Here is a 19,778-nt window from a genome sequence, read left to right as displayed (position 1 = left end):
CAGCCGCTCGATCCGCTCACGAGCAGCCTTTTCCTTCGCTTCCAGCAGACCCAGCACCGACGCCATCAGCCACCCCGCACGCTCAACGAGAAACAGGACGCTCCATCCCTGCCCTCGACTGAACGACGCCTACTCCCACCAGCGGAAACTCAACAATCACGTTCGGAACAACAACGGGTTCTGAGTGCGGGGGCGACCTCGCCGGTCTGGGAGCAGGAGGGGTTATGGGGTGGGTGTCGGAGGAGTTCGGGTCCTCGCATGAGGGGTGGGCGGACGCGGTGCAGGCTGATGGGAGTGAGCCGAGGCCGGTGTATCTGGATCCCGGGAGTGGCGCGAATTTTCATGAGACCCGTGAGTGGTGGGCGTCCTGCACCCACGCCAAACGACAACGTCGGTCCCCAGGACCACAACTGGGTTTTGGGGACCGACGTCACGCACGCCCCGAAATAGCCAACGGCGTCAGATGATTCCGGGCGGGGACATCGTGGCGCCGGTAATTCAAGGGCAGCGCCAATGGTTCAGCTATTCGGATTCCGGGCCGATGTAGATTTCTGCCCCGCCTTCCTCCCACGCCCGCGTGTAGCCGTCGCTAGGCGCCCAGATTTCCATGACACCTGACTGGATTCTAATGATCCCCTCGTCACCATCGCCGACCCAGTGGATGCGGATAGACTTTCCCTTCCGCAACTCATAGTCGGCACCCGTGGGTTCGAAGATAATTGGCATATCCCTGTCTGCTACTACCTTGAAGCCTCTCATAGGTTATCCGCAAGGTAGTGCATGAGTATGGCCCTGCTCTGAGCGTTGACGTTGATGCTTTTCCCTCGCGCTACGGAGTCGTTGTAGACGTTGGTGTAGAAGTTTGCCCAGTTTCGAGCCTCCCTGTCATTCATTCCAAGAGTTCCGCTGACGAATGAAACGTGCTCCGGAGTCTTGAGTTTGAGTGCCCCTCGCTTATCCGGTCCGCCGTTCCCGGCCCATACTGAATCACCAAAGTCGGGCATGGATTCGAAATGCCTACGCCAGCTCCTATCCATCATGTCCTTGTCCACGGGCTGCGGCCCTGACGGCAGGCAATTTGAGTTATGAACAAGGATGGGGGTTTTGCCCGCCAGTACATAGTATGTGTGGAGGTCGTCGACGGTGAGGTTGTAGGTGCGGGCGTGCTGGGTGTAGGGCTTGTTGGCCGTAACGATGACGGTCTTCCCCTGGTCGGTCAGCAGCGTAGAGCCGGGCGTCAGCTCTCGCGCGTCTACCCAGGCGTTGGCTGAGGGGGACCAGAAGGGGTGTTCGTGTGTTGCAGTGAGTTCCTTGATGCCGTCTTCGGTGGCGATGGAGAGAGTGTTGAACTGCTTGTCGTCCTCGGTGATGATTAGGCGGGTTACTTCACGGACGCCTGTTTCACCGGTTTCGGGGTCGGTAGCCTTTACCTTATCTCCAAGTTTGACGTCTTCGATATTTTTAGTCTTGCCGTCGGCCATGAGAACTTTGGTTCCGGCGAGGAAGCATTTCTTGCAGCCGGCGGCCGTATCGGTTATCTCATCGATGCGCTTACCTTGCTTCCCGAGTTTCGCGATATCCCCGAAAGGCAGGAATCCGACACCGCCGATTGCTATCCCGGCCGCATCGCCTTCGTCGATGGATCGATTGAGGTCGTAGATGTCGCAGGCAATCCCGACGCCGGGCACCCAGCCGCACGCTCCAATGGCAACCTCTTTCGTAACGGCCGCCTCCACGGGTGATAGCTCTAGCTCCGGCTTGACCCTTGCCAGACGTCCGCGGGCGCCCTTGCCCGGCTTGACGTGCTGGTTGGTGCCACCGGTTTTCGGGGGTGTGGTTCCCTTGCCGGGTTCGTCGTAGTAGCCGCCGTCGTCCTTGATGTCGCCCGCGGGCGTCCATGCGGTGTCGGAGACGCAGTGCCCGGCACCCGAGTCCTCGCACAGGCCCGTGGGGTCGGACTTGGTGATGGGGCTGTTGCCGGCGTAGCCGTATCCGTTGAGGGACTGGGGCAGGTCGACGCTCAGAATTGGGTCGACGCTGATGAATTGGCCGGTGGTGGGGTCGTATTCGCGGGCGCCGATGTGGGTGAAGCCGGTGGTGGTGTCGGTGTCTCCGCCGACGAATCCCTTCTGGCCGGGCCAGAAGGCGGGGGCTGCGCCGCGTTGGGCGCCGTAGGGGAGGGATTTGCGGCGGTTGTAGGGGAGGGTGGCGGCGCTGATGGAGAGGGTGTTGGTGCCGTGGTGGTCGGCGATGAGGAAGCGGACGCGTCCGTCGGTGCTGGAGCGGATGGCCGTGCCGCCGGGGAAGGTGTAGTAGCGGTTTCCGGTGACGGTGTTGGTGGCCTTGGTCAGGATGAGTTCCTGGCCGCCGGGGAGGTAGAGCGTGGTGGTGGCTGGTTCGCGCTTGAGGATCCGGGTGCCAGCCGTGTCGTAGAGGAACGACGTGGTGGCGCCGGAGACCGTGGACGAGGCGAGTTTGCCCTCGTCGTTCCACGTCAGGGTCTGTGCGGCGGCAGCCGCGGTGTCCTTGCTGGTGAGATTTCCAGTGGTGTCGTAGGTGAAGGTGTCGGTCCCGGTTGTACCGCCGGTGGCGGTGACCTTCAGGAGTTCGTGGCCCGCGGTGGTGCCGGTGGGGTAGGTGTGGGTGCGCAGGGTGTCTGCGGTGACGGGGCCGGCCTTGTGCTGCTTCTCCGTCGCCCGCTGGCCGGTGTCGGTGAACGTCCAGCTGGTCCAGTACGGGTCGACGCTGCCCAGGACGGGGGTGCCGGCACCGTTGACAGGCTTGGTGGCGCAGTTGTCACCCGAGGTCCAGGCCTCAGTCATGCGGCGTGCCCAGTCGTAGGTGAAGCACTGGTCGTCGTTGACTGCGGCGTCGTCTTGCTTGTCGTTGATGCGGGTGATGTTGCCGGCCGGGTCGTAGGTGTAGCTGATCTTCGAAAGGGAGGCTGGACCGGCGAGGTCGCGGCTGGTGCTGGACTGCGCGACGCGTCGGGTCAGGGGGTCGTAGGTGAGGGTGCTGCCGATGGTGGTGCTGAGGTTGCCGAAGGTTGTGTCCTCGACTTCGCCGAAGACGGTGTACAAGGCGCCTTGCAGGTAGACCTGGGACAGGTTGCCGTCAACCACCGACAGCTGGTCCTGCTCCGCGTATTTGTTGGTGACCGTTTCGGCCGGGAGAGCCGTGGTGGCCTTGCCGTTGCTGGTGCTGTAGGTGGTGGTTTTGGGGAGTCCGCTGACGGGGGTGGCGGTGCCGGTCAGGGTGTAGCTGCCGGCGAGTTCTTCCTCGCCCGTGACGCTGGGGACGGTGACCTTGGTGCCGGTCGGTCGGCCGCTGGTGTCGTAGCCGATGACGGTGCTGGTGTAGGCGGCGGTGCCGTCGTAGCGGGTGGTGCTGTGGGGCAGGCCTTTGCCATTGGTGGCGGTGTCGTAGGCCCAGCCGGCGAGCTTGGTGCCGGTGATCGTGTCCTTGTGCAGGCTGGTCGGGCGGCCGAGCTCGTCGTAGGTCGTGGCGAGCGTGATGCCGCGCGCGTCGGTGACGCTCTGCGGCCGGCCGTCGGGGCCGTAGGCGGTGGTGGACTTGCCCTTGTCCGGGTCCGTCGTCTCGGTCTGGCGTCCCAGCAGGTCGTAGCTGTAGGTCCAGGTGTTGCGCCCGGAGTTGTCGGCGATCTTCGCCAGCTTGCCGGCGCGGTCGTAGGTGTAGGTGTGCTTCTCGTACAGGGTGGCCGCGTCGCCGATGCCGGGGGTGCGGTCCTTGTAGTCGCGCCGCTCGATCACGCGTCCGCGTGCGTCGGTGACGGCCAGGGTCGCGGTTCCGCCTTGCGGTGGGACGACGGCCTGCCAGTCGGGTCCGTAGGTGGTGGTGGTGCGCCACTTCTCGATGTTCTTGCCGAGCAGGACGGAGGCGGTGGCGCGGCCGCGGTTGTCGTAGAGGGTTTCGGTGGCGCTGGGGATGTCGCTGTCGATGGTGGTGTTCAGCGCTGTGCTGGCCGGCTTGTCGTTGTAGTAAGGGGCGTTGGTCCGGCGGACGCGCCCGTATGCGTCGTAGAAGGTGTCGGTGACGATTCGCCCGGGGGCTCCGATGGCGTCGGTCTGTGTCTGGCGGGGGCGAAGTAGGGCGTCGTAGAGGCTGACTGAGGTGCCCCAGGTGCCGTTCTCGTAGAGCTTCTTCGCCGTGACGGTAGAGGAAGCCGTTGAGGAGAGCTTGTACGTGTAGGTGACGTTGGGCTGCTCGGTGGTCGGCCGGCCGGCTGCCCAGCCCTTGACGAGGCGTCCGAGTGAGTCGTACTGGGATGTGCCGGTTCGGCTGTTCGCATCCGTGGTGGTCAGGACCAGACCACGCAGGCCGTCAAAGGTAGTACTGCTGATGTGGCCCTTAGGGTCGGTGACGGTGATCTTGGTCGGCTGTGCGCCAGTGGCCGGGGTGTAGACCATGGTGGTGGTCTCACCGTCCTGGCCTTTGGAGGTCAGGGCGCGCCCGTACTGGTCGTGGGTGGCCTGTCCGGTGGTTTCCCAGACGAGCTGGCTGTTTGCGTCCAGCTTGGATACCTGCTCGGCCTTCGTGGCGTTGGCCAGACCAGGCTTGGGGGCTGTGCCGACCGCTTGGCCGTCGTAGGAGGTCCTGGCGGCGCCGGTTACAGAAGTGGCCGAGATGGTTTCCGAGCACGGGGTGGCGGTGGTGGAGGTCACCTGCCTCGGGTAGGCGACCAGCCAGTTCACCGTGTCAGGGGCCACGTATTGGGTGACCTTGCAGGTGGTCTCGGTGGTGCCGGCTCCGTCGTTGCCTTCGGTCTCGAGCAGGCCGTAGGCCGTGTCGTAGCCGCGGGTGGTGGTGGAAGCCTGCCAGGTGCCGTCAGCGAGGAGCTTGCTGGCGACGGTGGTCTTGGTTCCGGAGTACCGGGCTTCCTTGGATGCCAGCGTCGGACCCTTGTCGGGGGCCTCGGGGTCGGGGTCGGTGATGCCCACAACAGCCTGCGAGGCGTTGAGGGGCGATACCCAGGGGGTGTGGGTTGTCTTCTCCACCACGGGGCCGGCTTCGCCGTCGAGGGTGCGGGTCTCGGAGACCTTGCCCGCGAAGTCACGCCGGTCGGCGACCCCGTTGATCGTGGCGCCCGTGCCGAGGTAGTAGTCGTTTTCGGTCCGCAGTCGGTTGGGTGCGGTGCCGGTCAGGGTACGGACGGTGCGGTAGCCGCGGAAGTCGTTCCAGGTGCGCTGCTTGTCGAGGGTGAACTCGCTCTCGTCGCGTGCCCAGTTTGCGGCGCCGACGTAGACGTACTTGGTGGTTTTGGACGGGGATCCGGTGCCGGGGGTGACGTCGGATTCTTCGACGGTTTGGACGAGGTACTTGTGGAAGTAGTCCTTGACCGGATCCTGGCCGCCGTCGCGGGTCCACCAGGACGGGTAGCAGCGCCTGGTGTTGCTGTTATCGGCGGTGGGGAGGCTGGTGGGGGTGCAGTCCTTGTCGGTGTAGGTGACGAGGATCTTGCCGCCGGTCTCGTTGATTACTTCGGTGAGGCGCGTCTTGAAGATCGGAGGCCGTCCCTCGGCCGAGTCGACCCGGTTGGGCAGCAGGTCACCGGTGAAGGTGGTCGTGAGCGGGGTGCTGTCGCCCAGCGCGCCGGCCTTGCCGGTGTGGGTGACCGAGCCCAGCCAGAGGGCCGGCTTGGTCTCGTCGCCGGTGGGCGGGTAGGACTGCTTCAGCGTCCAGGTGTCCACCGGCACGTGCGCGCCGCCCGACAGGGCGACCGTGTCGATGGCCGTGAGGCGTTTGCTCGACCAGAATGTCGGCGCGCCCTGCAGGCACTGTGTGGTGGCGTCCTTGCAGATCAGGTAGACCGGGACGTCGGGCCAGTCGATGGCGTGGTCGTCGTCGAAGGTGCAGGTGGTTGCCTCGCAGCGTTGGTCCGTGGTGAAGTTGACCTGGGCCGGAGCGAGGGCCGGGGTGTAGACCTGGCCGGCGCGCAGGCCGTAGGAGATCTTCCTCAGGACGCTGTCGCGGGTGTAGATGACCGGGGCGTCGATCTTCCCGTTCTTCGCGTAGTAGTTGTTGTACTTGGTGTAGTACAAGGCCATGGCGTTGTTGTGCGGGTCGACGACGTAGTCGAGGTTCCACCGCCAGCCCTGCATCTCACTGGAGGACGCGAAGTCCGCCGCGTGACCCTGTTCGCCGGCGTGGTTGCCGAAGACGGGGACGGCGTTGACGGACTTGGTTTCCTCGTCGCCGGTGGTCCAGCCGGGCAGGCGGTTCTTCCCGAACCAGTACTGCGTGCCGTCGCCGGTGGTGACCTTCCAGTACTCGGAGTCGGCGTCGCCGGAGCCGTTGCCCGGGGAGTCGTAGATCCGCTCCACACGGGAGCCGTCGTCGTTGGACAGCTTCCACACGTCCTTGCCGACCCAAAGCAGCTCGGAGCTGGAGCCGTTCAGCGACATCGTCGCGTTCTCCGACTTCCAGCACAGGTCGCCGCTCTTGATGGAGCTGTTGTTGCCGCCCTGCTTGTCGTTCTCACACGAGGCGTACGTGCGCTCGATGAAGCCGGGGTTGTACTCCCAGCCTTCACCGACCCACGAGGACTGGTTGTTGGTGGAGCCGGTACGGCCGTCCACGGAGGACGAGCTGTAGTTCAGGGCCACCTTCGGCGCGAGCCCGCCGGGCGCCGGAGGCACGCCGATGGGGATGTTCCAGGCGAACGAGCCGGAGTTCCCGCCAGCCGACCAGGAGCCGGATGGGGCGAGGGACGTGGCCTTGAACGATCCTTCGGAGCTGTCCGGGGCGGCATCCGCGAGCAGGACCGCCGTACCGCCCGCAGGCGCGGCCAGCGTGCCGGGCCCCGACTTCAGCAGGGAGCTCGGTGCCGCCGTCGCGGGCAGGTCCACGGAGGCACTCAACGACGAGGACTTCACGTCGTTGCGCGAGGCCAGCGGTGTGCGCTGCAGGCACTCCGGCTTCGACGGCGTCGTCAGCGCACAGTCGGGCACCAGGCTGAGCCTCAGCGAGGAGCCCCAGGTCGCACCGAACGCGTCCTTGATCTTCGTGTAGTCGACTTCGACCTGGGTGGTCGCGGCCGCGGCAGATCCGTCGGTGCGCTTGACCGACAGCAGCAGGCCGTTGATCCCGGCCTGCTGGGTGGCCTTTCGGTCGGCGACGGTGACCCTGACCCGCGACGGGCCGGCAGGGGCACTCTTACCTGAAGCCCCGGATGCGGCGCCCCCAGCCTGTGCGGCCGGGGCGGGCTGTGCGACGCGGACAGGCAGGGAGCCGGCCTTCACCGGAGCGACGGGATTTGCCTTCGCCGACGCCGAGGCGGCGGGCAGTGCGACTTCCGCGCTACCGGCGGCGGGCCAGCTGACGGGTGACGGTTTCCACTTCGGCGCCTTGGCCGGAGCCTTCTTCGGGCTGGGCTTGGCGTCCTTGCCCGGGACGGACTTGGTCTTCTCGACGGGGCGCGGTTTGACGACGGCGGGGCCGGCCCAGGCCGGGCCAGCGAGCAGGGAAACGGTCAAGGGCCCGCTCGAGCGCCGCGCCTACTCCGGACCGATGCCGGTCCGGTCCCACGGACCGTATGCCTACGTCTTCCAGCCCTTCGCGCCGCCGACCTGCCCGACGGCTTTACCCTCGGCCAGACGATCACCGCCATCACCGGCCACGTCGTCGGCCGGGCCCGCCTCGACGGAACCTACGGGATCTCCTGACCCCGGAACCCCGACCGGCCCGGTGCGCGCGTACGGCCTCGGCCCGGTGCCGGACCGGTCGGCTGACCGGTCCGCTCCGTGCAGCGACCACCGGGGCCGCATCGCGCACGCCGATTCAGGAGGGGCGCGGGATCGCCGTCGCGGAGGCTACGCCGGCCAAGGCCTCCAGCCAGGCGCCCACGCTGTAGGGGGCGGGCGGATCGACCTCCATGCCCAGAGTGGCGACGGCCAGGGCCAGCGCGGACTCGTCGAGGGGGAGGGCGAGCAGCTCGTGTAGTTCGCCCGTCAGCCGCGCCAGGAGGACACCGTCGGTGGAGTCGAGGTAGTCCTGGACCGCGGTGGCATGGTCGCGAAACTCCTCCGGCATGTCCTGGGAGAACCACCCACCGAGGAACTGGCCCAGCTCCGGGAAGCGCGCACGCCACTCCCAGCGCGTGACGGGTGGGATGGGATCCCCCTGGGCACTGCCCGGACCCTGCGCGAGGCTCTCGGCGAGCCGGTCGGCGAGGGCCAGCAGCCAGTCGCTGAACTCTCCGCCGGCCAGGCCGAGGTCCGGTGGTTCGTAGAACTCGCCGAGCCGCATCCGCACCCGCCCGGGAGGGTTCTGCGCGAACTCCCTCAGCTGGGCCTCGGCGACCGCGATCGCCCAGGGCTGCCCGGTCCGCCAGGTGTGGCGCAGATAGGCGTCGAGGGCGGCAGGGTCGTGCGGGGAACGGCCGAAGTGGCTCCGCAGGACCTGGTCCATCGCGCCGTACTTCCGGTCGTGGTCAGCGGGGTGCAGCGGCAACGGGGGTCCTCTACAGATAAAAGGGGAAGGTGGAGTGCACGACGAACCCGTGGGGAGCCGTGCCGTCCCGCTCGAGGATCACCCGCGCGGCGCGCGTCTCGACGGCGTCCAAGCCCGCCAGCACCATGGCCCGGAGCTGCACCACGCCGACGGGATCCGGGCGCGAGGGCCAGGCGGCCTCGATGACGAGCCGCCGGCGTCCCGGCCGCGCCAGCCAGTGGTGGATGAGCTGCTCGTTCAGGTTCACGACCTGCTGGGTGGCCCACTGCGCGGTCTCCCGGTCCGGGTAGGCGGCGGCGCGAACCGGTAGGGCCGGGCTGCTGGGGAGGGCGCCGGTCGTGGGCCGAGGAGTCCCGGTCATCGGCACCTCAGGCACCTCCCCAGCCGCTCAGTACGGCGCGCTGCGCGGCCGAGTAGTTGGCGTGGCCGGTGACGACGAGGGAATGTAGCCATGCCTGGGCCGCCTGGAGGTCCTGCATCTCGCGGTCCCACCGGTCGAGCTGGTCGACGAAGGTCTCGCGGCCGGTGCCCCGCCAGCTCAGGACCACGGGCTCGGTGCGGGAGTACAGGTCCTCGAGGCGCTCGTTGAGCGCGCGCAGGATCGACTCCATCTCGTCCGCGATCTCGCGCAGCGCCCCCAGGTGCACGGTGATGTTTGGCAGTTCGGGCGTGTCGGGCATCGGCTGTGCCTCCTATATGTCGTGGATCCGGCTGCGTGGTGCCGCAGCAGGTCCCGTGGTGTCCGTCGGGGCCTCACCAGACAGGGCACGGACCTCGGCTGCCGCGTCGGCGGACTGCTGGACCCGCTGCATGCTCTGGAGAACGTCCAGTTCCTGCTGGGTGAAACCGTCGCGGCTCATCCGTACGGCCTGCTCGAGCAGGGCGAGGATGTCCCGGATGCGTACGGCGTCCTCCCCGGCCTTCCGATGGACCGTGCGGTAGGCGGAAGCCGCCGTGCTCTGCCACCGGGCTTCCGCCCGGTCCACGACGGCGTCCATCCGGCGCACCTGTCGGTCCAGGTGGCGCTGCATCGCGCCCAGCTCGTCCGCGAGCCGCGTCAGGTCCACGTCGGTGACGGCGAGGTCGGCGTTGTTCACCGGGCTGGTCCCTCCTGTGCGGTCAGTGTTCGTCGGCGAAGTGCTCCAGGATCGCCCGGAGCAGCAGTTGGAGTGTGTCGTGGGTCACCCAGGAGAGGAAGGAACCGAGCGCCGCGTCGAGCTCCTCCGGGGTGCTGAAGGTCAGCAGGGCCCGCTGGACCTCCGCCGCCACGGCTGCCGTCACGGTGTGGCACTCGTGGGGGTGCCGGCTCGCGGCAACCACCTTCGAGGCCGCCTCGGGGGTGAACTCTCCGGACCGGAAGGGGTGCGAGACGCAGTCCATCGTGGCGAACCGGATCCACACCTCCCAATGGCTCATGGGGAGTTCACCGAGGCCCGGCGAGGGTTCGCCGTCCTGGTCGCGGAGCCGATCGGCCAGCTCCCGAAGGAACTCGGCCGCGGGCCGGTCCCCGGCCGCCTTTTCCAGCCGGCCCCGCACCGCCGGACCGACCGCCCCGGCCCGCGGGTCCGTCAGCCGCTCCGCCAGCAGGTCGAGCAGCTCGGACACGGCGGCGAGCGGCATCGTCCACGAGGCCTCGGGGCTGTCGCGCACCAGCCGACAGAAGCGGTCCAGCTCCTCGCCCAGCCGGGTCGCGTCCCCGCCCTCGTCCCGCACCGCGATTACCAGACCGAGGAGCCTGCCGACCGGACCCTCTTCGAACAGCGCATCGGTGTGAACTGACATGCCGCGCATGTTACGGAGGTACCGGATACGAACTCACCACCACGAACATGTTGGTGACCGGATCGAAGCGCAGCACGAGGTGCACGCTCTTGACCTGTGCCGGTGCGGTGGATCCCCGGTCGAGGACGGTCCCCGTGACCTCCGGCATGGTCAGGTTGAAGCCGTACGTGGCATCCGGGTTGTACACCACGTCCTTCCTGCGGTTGGTGAGCCACCGCTTGATGTCCCGGCCCTTGTCCACATCGTCCAGAGCGGCCTGGGTGAACCGCTGGGCGTCGTTCAGGGACGTGTAAGTGGAAGCGGAGCCCATCCCCGGTTCGTCCCGCAGGCGCTGGGTGAGCTGGTCGGGCGTGAGGCCGACGTGCCGGTCCACTGTGTGGGCCCCCTCGGCCCCTTCCATGGACGCCAGGAGGATGGGGTAGCGGCGTGCACCGGGCGGCGCGTTCTCCCTGATCTGCTGCATGTAGTCGGAACTGAACTCGACGAGGGCGCGCGCGCCGAAGGCCTCGGCCCGGGCCATCTCCGACATGAAGGTGGGGACGCTGCGCACAGCCTCCTCCAGAGCCGCCGCCAGCTTGCCGATCTGCGTGCGCTGCTGCCGGAGCTGCTCCTCGTACCGGTCGACCGCCGCGTTGACCTCAGGGACGTTGACGTTGAGGATCACCGCGACCGAAGCGCTGCTGACGACCTTCCAGACCCGATCGCTCAGGCGCTTGAGGTTGTCCCAAGGCCCGGCGTGCGTGTCGATCAGCTTGAGCGCGTCCACGATCGCCTGGTGGAGCAGCTCCCTCAACCGGTCCCGGACGGCCTTGGCGGACTCCGCGTACAGCCGCAGGGTCTCGGCCAGGCACTCGGCCGTGTAGGTCAGTACGGCGAGCACGGGACGGCTCATGCGGCTACCCGGCGCGTCGTGCCCCCACCGCAGGCTCTTCGGCTCGCCTTCCCAGCCGGTCGGCTGCTCCTGCCCCCAGGCGGTCGTCCCCCACAGCGAGCTGCTGAACCTCATCATCGCCTCGTGCCAGGCGGAGTTCCCGCCCGAACTGTCCGTGATCTGCTGAACAGTTTCATTGAGCTGGTTTGCCACGGTGCCGGTCGGCAGGACGTACTTGCGCCAGGCCTGCGAGATCAGGTGGAGGCGCTGGTAGTCCGGCAGGGGCATGATCTCGATGGCCCGGGTGGGCAGCGCCTCCTCGATCAAGGGGCGCATGATGGCCATCATCGCTTCCCCGTAGTCCCCGGCCAGCTCGTGCAGGATGTCCTCGAATCCCCCGCCGCCGTGGCCGAGTCTGGGCACCTCTTCGTAGACGGGGCCGAGGAAGATCACCCAGGGGGGCTGGCGCGGAGCGAAGGGCGGGGAGCCGGGGTGGCTCGCGGCGTCCGCCGCGCCGAAGGTGTTCGCGGTCAGGGTGAAACCGACGGCGGCTCCCCCGACTCCCGACACCATCCTTGCGTGGGTGGTGAAGAACAGGCTGGATATCCGTACGTACTCGGCGGACAGGTCCGCGGCGGCCGCGCCCCGGCCGCCCGCGCCGGAGAGACCACCGAGGACGTCGAGCAGCTCGCGGGCCACCTTGTGCAGGGAGGACTGCTCGACGGCCACCGCGTCGGAGACGGCGTAGAGATGGTGCGGCCGTACGTCGATGACTCCGTTCGTGGCGATGCTGGGGACCGGCGGTGGCGGCGGGGGCAGGTAGTTCTGTTCGGGCTGGGGCGGTCCCGCCGGCGGGCTCGGGACGTGCACCGTCGGCGGCGGCCCGGGCTGGACCACCGGGGTCGGCGAAGGAAGGACGGGGGTGGACCCGGGCTGGGGCAATTGCGTAGCGCCGGAAGTCGGGGTGGCGGGCGGCGGGGACGGCGTCCCGGGCGGTGCCGTGCTCATCGGCAAGGCCCGGGCAGGACGGGCGTAGGCGACACGCGTGCATGCGCCACGCGCCCTCGGAGCGTGCCCGAACCACTGCCGTTCGCCATCGTCTCTCCCCCCGCTGACTCCGGTCGGCACAAGCTACATCAGCCCGGAATCGAGGGGACCGGGCGTAGAACGAATGGCCGATAGTGGCCGACGCCGGGCCGACTTAAGGATCATGGCCCCAATCCGAGCTGCAGCGGGCAGGCGCACAACCTGCCCGATTCCACGGAGCTTGCGTACGGGGCCGTGATCCGTCGTTCCATGGCGGCTCGAGCCCAAAACTGCTTCTGCGACCTCACGCCGTCACCCGACCGCAACACCAGTACGCTGCACGGCAAAAAGCTGGGTAGCCAACATCCTGGGGTGGGACATGGAAGATCGTGAGCGGTTCACTCTGCTGCGGATCACTGGCAAGTACGGCGGCAGCGTGGCCATTGAACTCGATGAATCCGGAGCGTCCGGCATTCCGGACACCATCGGCGAGCTGATGGTGCACAACGACTTCGTGGCCGGACTCACTCGCACCTACGTCGAGCCGTACGACCTCGCTCCCTGGGAGCACGTGCTGGACGAGGTGGAGGCCGGCCGAGACGCGGTGTGGCGCGAGTGCGCCCGAGTAGCTGAGATTGGCATCCAGCTCGTGGACAGGGAAGACGACCAGGACCAGATCACTGTCACGGTCGCCGACCAGCAGACAACACGGGTGGCCATCAGCCTGGAAGTGAACCGCGGTTGGATCGAAGAACAACGTGAGCTGCTCCGTGGAATCCGCAATGCTTGGAAGCACGTGCACCCGACTGCACTGCGGTAGTTGCCTGGGTACAGCAGCGGAGTACTGCAACCTCTCAGCGACCCCAGGTCGACCGTGACCGGCGCAGTAGGCCGCCTACGTGGCTCTTCGTCCAGCAGCGACCAATTTCTGACCTGAGAATTCGCAAGGTCAGTTCAGTCACCACGCCCATCCCGGTCAAGGTGTACCCGGCCATTGAGAGCCAAGCGATCTCCTTCCGGCAGTTCCACGTCGCTGACGGGGGGGGGCGGGTCCGGTACCGGAAGATCTGCGAGCTGGACGGCCAGGAGCTCGGCCAGGAAGACATACCCAACGACCTCGGCTCCGATGTGACCCCCCTTGTTGGGGTCACGGCCCGCTCGAACCGGACCCGGCGACGTGGATGCCGACTCCGGCGGTGCACTGCCGGTACATCGGGGAGTGGGTGGCGACCAAGCACCGGTGGGAGCTGGCGGTGGACCAGGCCGAGCTCGAGGCGCTGCTGCGGTACGCGGTCGGCTGCCCGAACCCGGTGCTGGCCTTCGACCGGGCGTCCTGACCACCACGTAGCGGCCCTCGGACAGGCTTCGGCGCGGGCCCTCCCACCGGATCCGGTGGGAGGGCCCGCGCTCGTGTAGGGGGTGGGATCAGGGCAGGGCGATGGCAGGGGGTGTCGGGTTGTCCTCGACGGGCCAGGGCCCGCTGGTGGTGGGGGTATTCGTCGTCCGGGCAGTGGTGGTGAGGAGGCGGGCGAGGAGGAGGCCGGTGGAGGCCTGGCTGAGGGCGGCGGCGGTACGGGTCAGGCGGTGGTGCTGGTCGGTGGGCAGGGCCAGCGCGATACAGGTCGCATCGGTGCCGGGCAGGGTCAGGGAGATCGCCGCGCAGAGATTGTGGGTGGAGTACTCGAGGAGGTCGAGCTGGGGTGCGTAGGGGCCGTGGCCGTCGAGGTTGTCGAACAGGACCCGCGGATCGGTGATGGTCCGCCGGGTAAGGGAGACGGGCTTGTAGCGGGTGAGGTGCTCGAGGCGGGCTTCGAAGTCGAGGTCGGCGAGATGGGCTTTACCGACCGCGCTCGCGTGACCGGTCTCGATGAAGGGGGCTCCGAGGCGGACGGCTGGGGCTCTGTCGCTGTGGGAGGACTGCAGGATGTTGATGTCGCCGTCGGTGTAGGTGGAGAGGTAGACGGCGGCGCGGAGCTGGTCGCGCAGACCGTCGAGGGTCTGCTGCATGAGCTGCGTGTGCAGCTCAGGGCGGTCCGCCATTTCCAGGACGGGGCCGGGAAGGTGGGCGCCGGCGACCGTCTCGACGAGGTACTGGGCGCGCAGCCAGTGCAGCAGCCACGCCGTTGACGCCACCGACATACCGGTGCGCCGGGCGAGGTCGCGGGTGCTGACGCCACCGGCGTGCTGGATGTGGTGGAGCAGGTCACGGGCCCTGATCGCGATCGCCTGCTCCTGCGGCGGCTGCGCAGGCAGGCTCGGCGAGCGCGCCATGTCGGTGAGGATCGCCGGGCGCAGCGCATTCGCCGACCACTGTGCGTTCTCATTCATGTTGCGGTGTGGCCGTCTCTCTGGCCTGTGATGCTGCAGAGCGATGAGACGTTCGGTGATGGGTTGTTTCCGGGTGCCAGAGGGGTCTTGACCTGTGGTGCCGCATGTTGGATGAGAGTCCCGCAGGTGTATTGAGAGTGGTGGTTGGTGTCTGGGGCTGTCTGCGGGCAAGCGGGAAGTGGTACGTCTGGCAGTTCGTGCCAGGCCGGTCGTTCTGACTTCAGGCTTGTTCTGCCTGGGGCAGGTCGAGGTAGCGGGCGGCGTCGTGGAGGACTTCGAGGGTGAGTGCTTCTGTGCCGTCGAGGATGGCTAGCTGGGCGGCCATGCCGATCAGCGGGGTGAGGTGCTCCATGAGGCCGTCGGTGATCTGGTACAGGTTCTTCTGGTGGTCCAGGAGGCTGTCCGGTTTGTGATGCCGCAGGCGGAGCCTGCCGTCGAGGGTGGCCAGGGTGCTGACCCATTCGTCGGGGTGTTCCTTGCAGCGGGGTGGGAGCCGGTTGACCCAGAGGGTGGGGACCGAGCGCGGCCGGATCGGCGCAGTGGACTCGGTGGGCCGGCGCAGCGCGGGGAAGCGTGCGGCGCGGGCTTCGCGGAGGATGTCGCTGGAGCCGATGCCGCTCCAGAAGACGGTCAGGCCCAGTTCGTCGGCGAGGTAGTCGAAGTAGTCGAAGGTCGGTTGCAGGTCCTCGGGCCGCAGCCGGTCGATGCCGTCGACCAGGCAGACCTCCGTACGGGCGTGGCGCATCACGTGGACGGCGGGGCCGGTGAAGTCCTTCATGCGCTGTAGGGGCCGTTGCTCTGTGTCGGGGCGGTACAGGTCCCAGCCGACGAACACGGCCAGGGCCGCAGACCAGTCGGCGGGTGAGCCCTGTTCCGGAGGGGCGTTGACGCAGACCACCGGGATGCGGCTGTCGTCGATGCCGTGAAGCTTCTCGCGGCGTCCCTGGTGCGCCAGCCCGATGTGGTGCAGCAGGGTGCGCTTGCCGGTACCGCGGCAGTCGCTGTCGATGACGACGTGCTGGCACGGGTGGCGGCGTTCGCCGTTGAGACGCAGCAGTCGTCGTGCGGTTTTCAGGCCTGTGGTGATGTCGGTGGTTTCGACGAGGCCGAGCTGGGCGTGGTAGCGGACCCGGGGGTCGTCCTCATCGACGGGGACCAAGTCGCCGGCGGAGGGGATCGGGGGAGGGGAGGGCTGGTGGCGCACGCGTGCTCGCCAGCCGTGCAGGGTGGTCGGCGGCCCGGGAGGAAGGACCGGTGCGGGCGCGGGAGGTGGGGCGCTTCGAGCGTCACGTACGGGGGTTCTCACCGGTCGTCTCCTTGCCGTGCGCTGTCCGGTTCATCGCCGGGCAGAGCGCCGGGTGATGGAGAGGCGGGGCCGTTGTCGGCCCCGAAGGCGCCCTTGGGGCGGGGCATGCCGTCGGTGTCGCCCACGGGTCCGGGATCGGTGGGGGAGGGCGGGTGGAGGCCGGGCAGTGATGCCAGGAACTCCTCAAGGCTCTGGCCCGCGCCCCGGACGGGTTCGGGCGTGTCGAAGAGGTCCCCGGCCGGGCGGTCGAGGGACCGGAACGGGCGGACGGAGTCCGGGTCCAGCGGCGGCATGTCGTCGTCGTAGGGCTCGGCCGGCGCCGGCAGTACCGGACGGGACGGCATAACCGCGCGGGGAGCCGGCCTGCTCGCGGGGGTGGCCTGGGGGCCGGCAGCGGCGGTGCGCAGCAGCTGGGCGGCGACGCGGGTGATGACGGCCTCGTCGCGGCGGCTGCCGCCGCCGGCGAGGTGGATGTTCAGGGCCTCGGCCCAGGTCTCCTCGGTCCACCGGTCGTCGAGCAGCCGGCGGTGGATGAAGGGCACCTCGATCCACGGGTCGGTGTCCGGTTCGGCCCGGTGGTTGAACAGCCAGGCGACCTCGGGGTGGTCGGGGGAGTAGTGGACCTCCCAGCGGCCCTGCTGGGCTGTGAGCCCGGAGGACCCGCGGCACGGGTCCAGTTTTCCCCGGCCGAGGTTGTAGGTGCGGTTGTTGATCTGGAAGCCCTTGCGGCTGACCCGGACCCACACCGCCGGCAGCAGTTTGCGGTTCTCCTGCGGGGTCAGGGCGGTGGACCGGTAGCCGCGCAGGGACACCAGGGCCGCGTACATCTGGTTGGGCGTCAGGCGCAGCCCGGGGGTGAAGGGGGAGCGGAGCGCTCCGTGGGGGGTTTGCTGCCAGCCAAGGACCACCCACTGCTCGAACAGGTCCTGGAGCTGCGGGATCGTCCACAGCGGCTGCTTGCGGAGGCGTTTGCCGCGCAGGTCCAGGCGGTGGTGGGTGTAGGTGGCCAGGTGCTGGCTGAAGCCGGTCTTCACCGCCCGCATGGCGCGCTCCACGATGGCCTTGTCGACAGCGGTGCGCAGCCGTGCCTCGCGTACCTCGATGCCCAGGGAGTGGCAGGCGCGGGTGAAGTCCGCCGAAATGTAGGGGGAGCCGTGGTCGATGACGAGGGTCTCGGGCTTGATGACGGGCCGGGCGGCGGCGCCGGCGAAGCGGGGGTCCGCGGCCAGGAGGGCCTCGAAGGGAAGGTCGGATCCTTCCGCGAAGGTTTCCGGCGCCCAGCCGGGCCGTGCGGGCAGCGGGGCCGTGGTCTGGGCGACGACCTGCATGGTGTCGAAGGAGCGGGTGGCCCGCCCGGCGAGCCACCGGCCGCCCCCGCCACTGCGGCCGGCCCGCTTGGGCACGATCAGTGATCCGACGATGCTGCGGGTGGCCACATCGATCGCGATCGTGGCCTCCACGGAGATGACCCGTCCGTCGTCCCCGAGGACGAGGACATCCAGCCCCGTGGTGTCGATCTGCACCAGGTCCCCGGGCCAGCGGGCCCAGGTCGCCCGCCGGGAGCCGGGCCGCTCTGCAGAGATCGCGGATCCGGCCGCGCGCCGGGCAGCGGCGGTGTGTGCGTTCTGCGCGGTGATCCCCAGCCGGTCCAGCAGCCGGTAGAACGTCGCCGGACTGTTCACCAGCCCCCGGGCGGTGTCCGGGTCGGCGAGCAGGTGTGCGTAGCGGGCCCGAATCGTCTGCTCCACCCGGTCGATCAGCCTGGACAGGGTTCCCGGTGACAGGCCCCGCTCGCGTTCGTCGTCCAAGACCTCCCACACGATGTCGATCACTCGCGGGTCGACGCGTCCATGTGGGGCCGCGGCGCGCAGGTGTCGTTTGTCGACCAGGCCCATCAGGTCTTCTTTGCGCCAGGCCGCGCACTTTCGTTCGACGGTGGCCGCGGACACCGGGACTCCGGCCTGGGTGAGCTGGGCGGCCTTGGCCTGGTACCGCTGGCGCAAGGTGCGGTGCTGCGGGTCGAAGGCCGGCTTGGGCGCGGTGGTGGCTGGAACGTTCGGGGCCTGCTCGTGCAGTACCTCTTTGACGTGCCGCTCCCACTTCTCGGCGGCCTTGCGCACGTCGCGTGGCAGGGCACTGAACTCACCGGTGCGCCCGGGCAGCGCACTGCGCGGCGCCGCCCGGCCCAGTACGGCGAAGTCGGGGGCACAGGTCACGGCCGTCTGCAGGATGATCAGCGGCTCTACCGGCTCTACCGGCTCTACCGGGTCCACAGGTTCCACTGGTTGTGCGGTGTCGAGGAAGAGGCGTGGTCCGTGGAAGGCGGTGACCGTCCAGAGGGCACCGCGGAAGCGGATGGTGTCCCCCAGAGCGAGGGTGTCGGCAGCCGCGGGCGCTGTGGCGCCTGCGGCGTGCTGAGATACCGCGGTCATGCGACCTCTCCCGGGTGGGCCCATGCCGTCGACGACGGGGTGAGCGGGGCGCTCATGTCGGTGTGCAGACGCTGCGCCCAGATCAGGTGATAGGCGAGGTCCAGCCCCGACAGCGGGGGCAGGGCGGCGGCACGCACCCCGGAACGGATGGTGCGCGGCGAGGTGAACTGCTTGGCCAGCAACTGGTCCTGCCCGGCCGTGAGCCACCGCGGACTGCGGGCGGCGTAGAGGAGTTGCAGGTTGTCCAGGGCCACCCCGGCGGGTGGCACCAGCACCCGGGTCTTCCAGCCGGCCGCTGCCGCCGCCACGGCCAACACTTCCTGCTCGGACCTCCACCGGTCGGTGAGCTCGTCCGGCTGTACACAGATCACCTCGCGCCGCCCTGCCCGGGAGGCGACGAACGTCGGCCGCATGCTGTGGCGGCGTCCTTGGCGGGTCCAGTGCAGTTCCATGGGCCCGGCGCTGCGCAGCCCCACCTGCGGGTCGCGGTCCAGGAGGATGGCGCAGTGCTGCTGACGCAGCGATCCGCACGCCAGGGACTGGTCGGTGGCGGATGCCCATGCGTTGGTGACGAACGAGTTCCGTCCCGGGTAGGGGACCGGTCGGTTCAGCGGGGCCAGTTCCTCGAACGGCACTGCGGCGGCCTCGGTCACCGCGAGTTCGCGCCGCCGGCCGAAGCGGTCGAGGTAGCGGACGACGATGTCGCCCGCGGTCACCTGGGTCTCGGGCATGTCCGCCACCCCCTTCAACGGTGCCACGGGCCGCGCCGTGCGCAGGCCCGCTCCAGCATCCGCGCACCACAGCGGCGGACGCAGCCACTTGCCGTTCCCGCCTCCGAACGGGGGAAGCGTGCGGGCGTGCGTGCGAATCAAGGGGGGGCCACCCGGGCGGGACTTCAAACCGCGGTGAACGGATCGCTCCAGTCCCAGGGCAGACAGCAGTGCCCGGGTGATGCCGGGTTCTCCTCGCCGTGATGGATCAGGGCCGTGACCGGCCGTCGGCCGCGACGCCGGTCGCTGTCTTCGCCGCCCCCTGCGGCCGGCACGCACTTGTGGTGCCGGGTGAGCCACTCCGCCATCTGCCCGGTGGCAGTCCCAGCTCACTCGCGAGCCGGGACACCTCGGCCACCAGTTCGCCCTCGGCTGACGGCCAGGGGCCACGGGGCTGTGCGGCTCGCTGCTGCTCGTAACGCAGCAGAGCCCTGGCCACCCGCAGCGCTTCCGGGTACACCAGCAGCCATGCCGTCTCGATGTTCCCGGGCTCCAGCCCTCCCCGGCCGGCCCGGTCCGTCCACCGGCGGGTCACAGGGTCGCGGCGCCACCACCACCCCGTGACGGCGAAGGCATCCGCGACCAGAGCCGCCCCGGCCGACCCGTAACGCCGCTCAAGCCGGCCCCGCCGACGGTGCGCGTCGACCGTCTCCGGCAGCGGGGCCATGTCCACGCCGCCCGGTGCGGCCTGGCGTACGTGGGTGAACCGGCCGTGCCGATCGCAGATCTTCCACCGTTCTGGCCAGATGAGCCAGATCTCGCCCCTGTCCCCGCCCCGTGCTGCCGCGCACAGT

The 19,778-nt window shown here is 68.8% G+C and carries 14 protein-coding genes and 2 pseudogenes; 3 read left to right on the top strand and 13 right to left on the bottom strand.

What is annotated here, in order from left to right; genetic code table 11:
• Window positions 1-522 precede the first annotated feature (522 nt).
• The 8 genes from AC061S_RS42380 to AC061S_RS42345 form a co-directional block, all read right to left on the bottom strand.
• On the bottom strand, window positions 523-759 hold the full coding sequence (locus tag AC061S_RS42380; RefSeq protein WP_478691210.1) for a hypothetical protein: 237 nt from the start codon (window positions 757-759) through the stop codon (window positions 523-525).
• Window positions 756-7,493, bottom strand: coding sequence for a polymorphic toxin-type HINT domain-containing protein (locus AC061S_RS42375; RefSeq protein ID WP_478691209.1), 6,738 nt, complete (start codon window positions 7,491-7,493; stop codon window positions 756-758). The genes AC061S_RS42380 and AC061S_RS42375 overlap by 4 nt, the downstream gene beginning before the upstream one ends.
• A 304-nt stretch (window positions 7,494-7,797) precedes the next feature.
• Window positions 7,798-8,469 (bottom strand): contact-dependent growth inhibition system immunity protein, encoded by a 672-nt coding sequence (locus tag AC061S_RS42370; RefSeq protein WP_478691208.1) that lies wholly within the window; start codon window positions 8,467-8,469, stop codon window positions 7,798-7,800.
• Window positions 8,470-8,479: 10 nt separating this feature from the next.
• Complete coding sequence (locus AC061S_RS42365) at window positions 8,480-8,830, bottom strand: RNase A-like domain-containing protein (RefSeq protein ID WP_478691207.1); 351 nt, start codon at window positions 8,828-8,830, stop codon at window positions 8,480-8,482.
• A 7-nt stretch (window positions 8,831-8,837) separates the two neighbouring features.
• Window positions 8,838-9,149 (bottom strand): WXG100 family type VII secretion target, encoded by a 312-nt coding sequence (locus AC061S_RS42360; RefSeq protein WP_478691206.1) that lies wholly within the window; start codon window positions 9,147-9,149, stop codon window positions 8,838-8,840.
• Window positions 9,150-9,161: 12 nt separating this feature from the next.
• Window positions 9,162-9,566, bottom strand: a complete 405-nt coding sequence (locus tag AC061S_RS42355) for a WXG100 family type VII secretion target (RefSeq protein ID WP_478691205.1) — start codon at window positions 9,564-9,566, stop codon at window positions 9,162-9,164.
• 22 nt (window positions 9,567-9,588) lie between these two features.
• Complete coding sequence (locus AC061S_RS42350) at window positions 9,589-10,251, bottom strand: hypothetical protein (RefSeq protein WP_478691204.1); 663 nt, start codon at window positions 10,249-10,251, stop codon at window positions 9,589-9,591.
• 10 nt (window positions 10,252-10,261) lie between these two features.
• Window positions 10,262-12,019: an RNase A-like domain-containing protein gene (locus AC061S_RS42345; protein ID WP_478691203.1), complete on the bottom strand. Its 1,758-nt coding sequence runs from the start codon at window positions 12,017-12,019 to the stop codon at window positions 10,262-10,264.
• Window positions 12,020-12,527: 508 nt separating this feature from the next.
• Between AC061S_RS42345 and AC061S_RS42340 the strand changes: the two genes are divergently transcribed.
• From AC061S_RS42340 to AC061S_RS42330, 3 genes and pseudogenes are all read left to right on the top strand, one after another.
• The gene (locus tag AC061S_RS42340) at window positions 12,528-12,968 is read left to right on the top strand and encodes a DUF5959 family protein (RefSeq protein ID WP_478691202.1); all 441 of its coding nucleotides are present in this window, start codon (window positions 12,528-12,530) and stop codon (window positions 12,966-12,968) included.
• A 161-nt stretch (window positions 12,969-13,129) separates the two neighbouring features.
• A pseudogene (locus AC061S_RS42335) lies at window positions 13,130-13,243 on the top strand (non-homologous end joining protein Ku); the annotation flags it as partial.
• Window positions 13,244-13,329: 86 nt separating this feature from the next.
• Window positions 13,330-13,485, top strand: coding sequence for a hypothetical protein (locus AC061S_RS42330; protein WP_478691211.1), 156 nt, complete (start codon window positions 13,330-13,332; stop codon window positions 13,483-13,485).
• Window positions 13,486-13,573: 88 nt separating this feature from the next.
• Here AC061S_RS42330 and AC061S_RS42325 read toward each other — a convergent pair whose 3' ends face one another.
• The 5 genes and pseudogenes from AC061S_RS42325 to AC061S_RS42305 form a co-directional block, all read right to left on the bottom strand.
• Entirely contained in the window at window positions 13,574-14,476 is a 903-nt protein-coding gene (locus AC061S_RS42325; protein WP_478691201.1) for an IclR family transcriptional regulator domain-containing protein, read from the bottom strand.
• 220 nt (window positions 14,477-14,696) lie between these two features.
• Window positions 14,697-15,635 carry an ATP-binding protein gene (locus tag AC061S_RS42320; protein ID WP_478691200.1) on the bottom strand — a complete coding sequence of 313 codons (939 nt, stop codon included), beginning with the start codon at window positions 15,633-15,635 and terminating at the stop codon, window positions 14,697-14,699.
• A 143-nt stretch (window positions 15,636-15,778) separates the two neighbouring features.
• Complete coding sequence (locus AC061S_RS42315; protein ID WP_478691199.1) at window positions 15,779-18,214, bottom strand: transposase family protein; 2,436 nt, start codon at window positions 18,212-18,214, stop codon at window positions 15,779-15,781.
• Window positions 18,211-18,945 (bottom strand): TnsA-like heteromeric transposase endonuclease subunit, encoded by a 735-nt coding sequence (locus AC061S_RS42310; protein WP_478691198.1) that lies wholly within the window; start codon window positions 18,943-18,945, stop codon window positions 18,211-18,213. The genes AC061S_RS42315 and AC061S_RS42310 overlap by 4 nt, the downstream gene beginning before the upstream one ends.
• 247 nt (window positions 18,946-19,192) lie before the next feature.
• Window positions 19,193-19,778 (bottom strand): annotated as a pseudogene (locus AC061S_RS42305) (hypothetical protein); the annotation flags it as partial.

It is taken from the genome of Streptomyces sp. CA189, from assembly GCF_056428985.1.
Note: the sequence above shows the minus strand (reverse complement) of the source record. Positions and strands in the feature narration are given on the sequence as shown.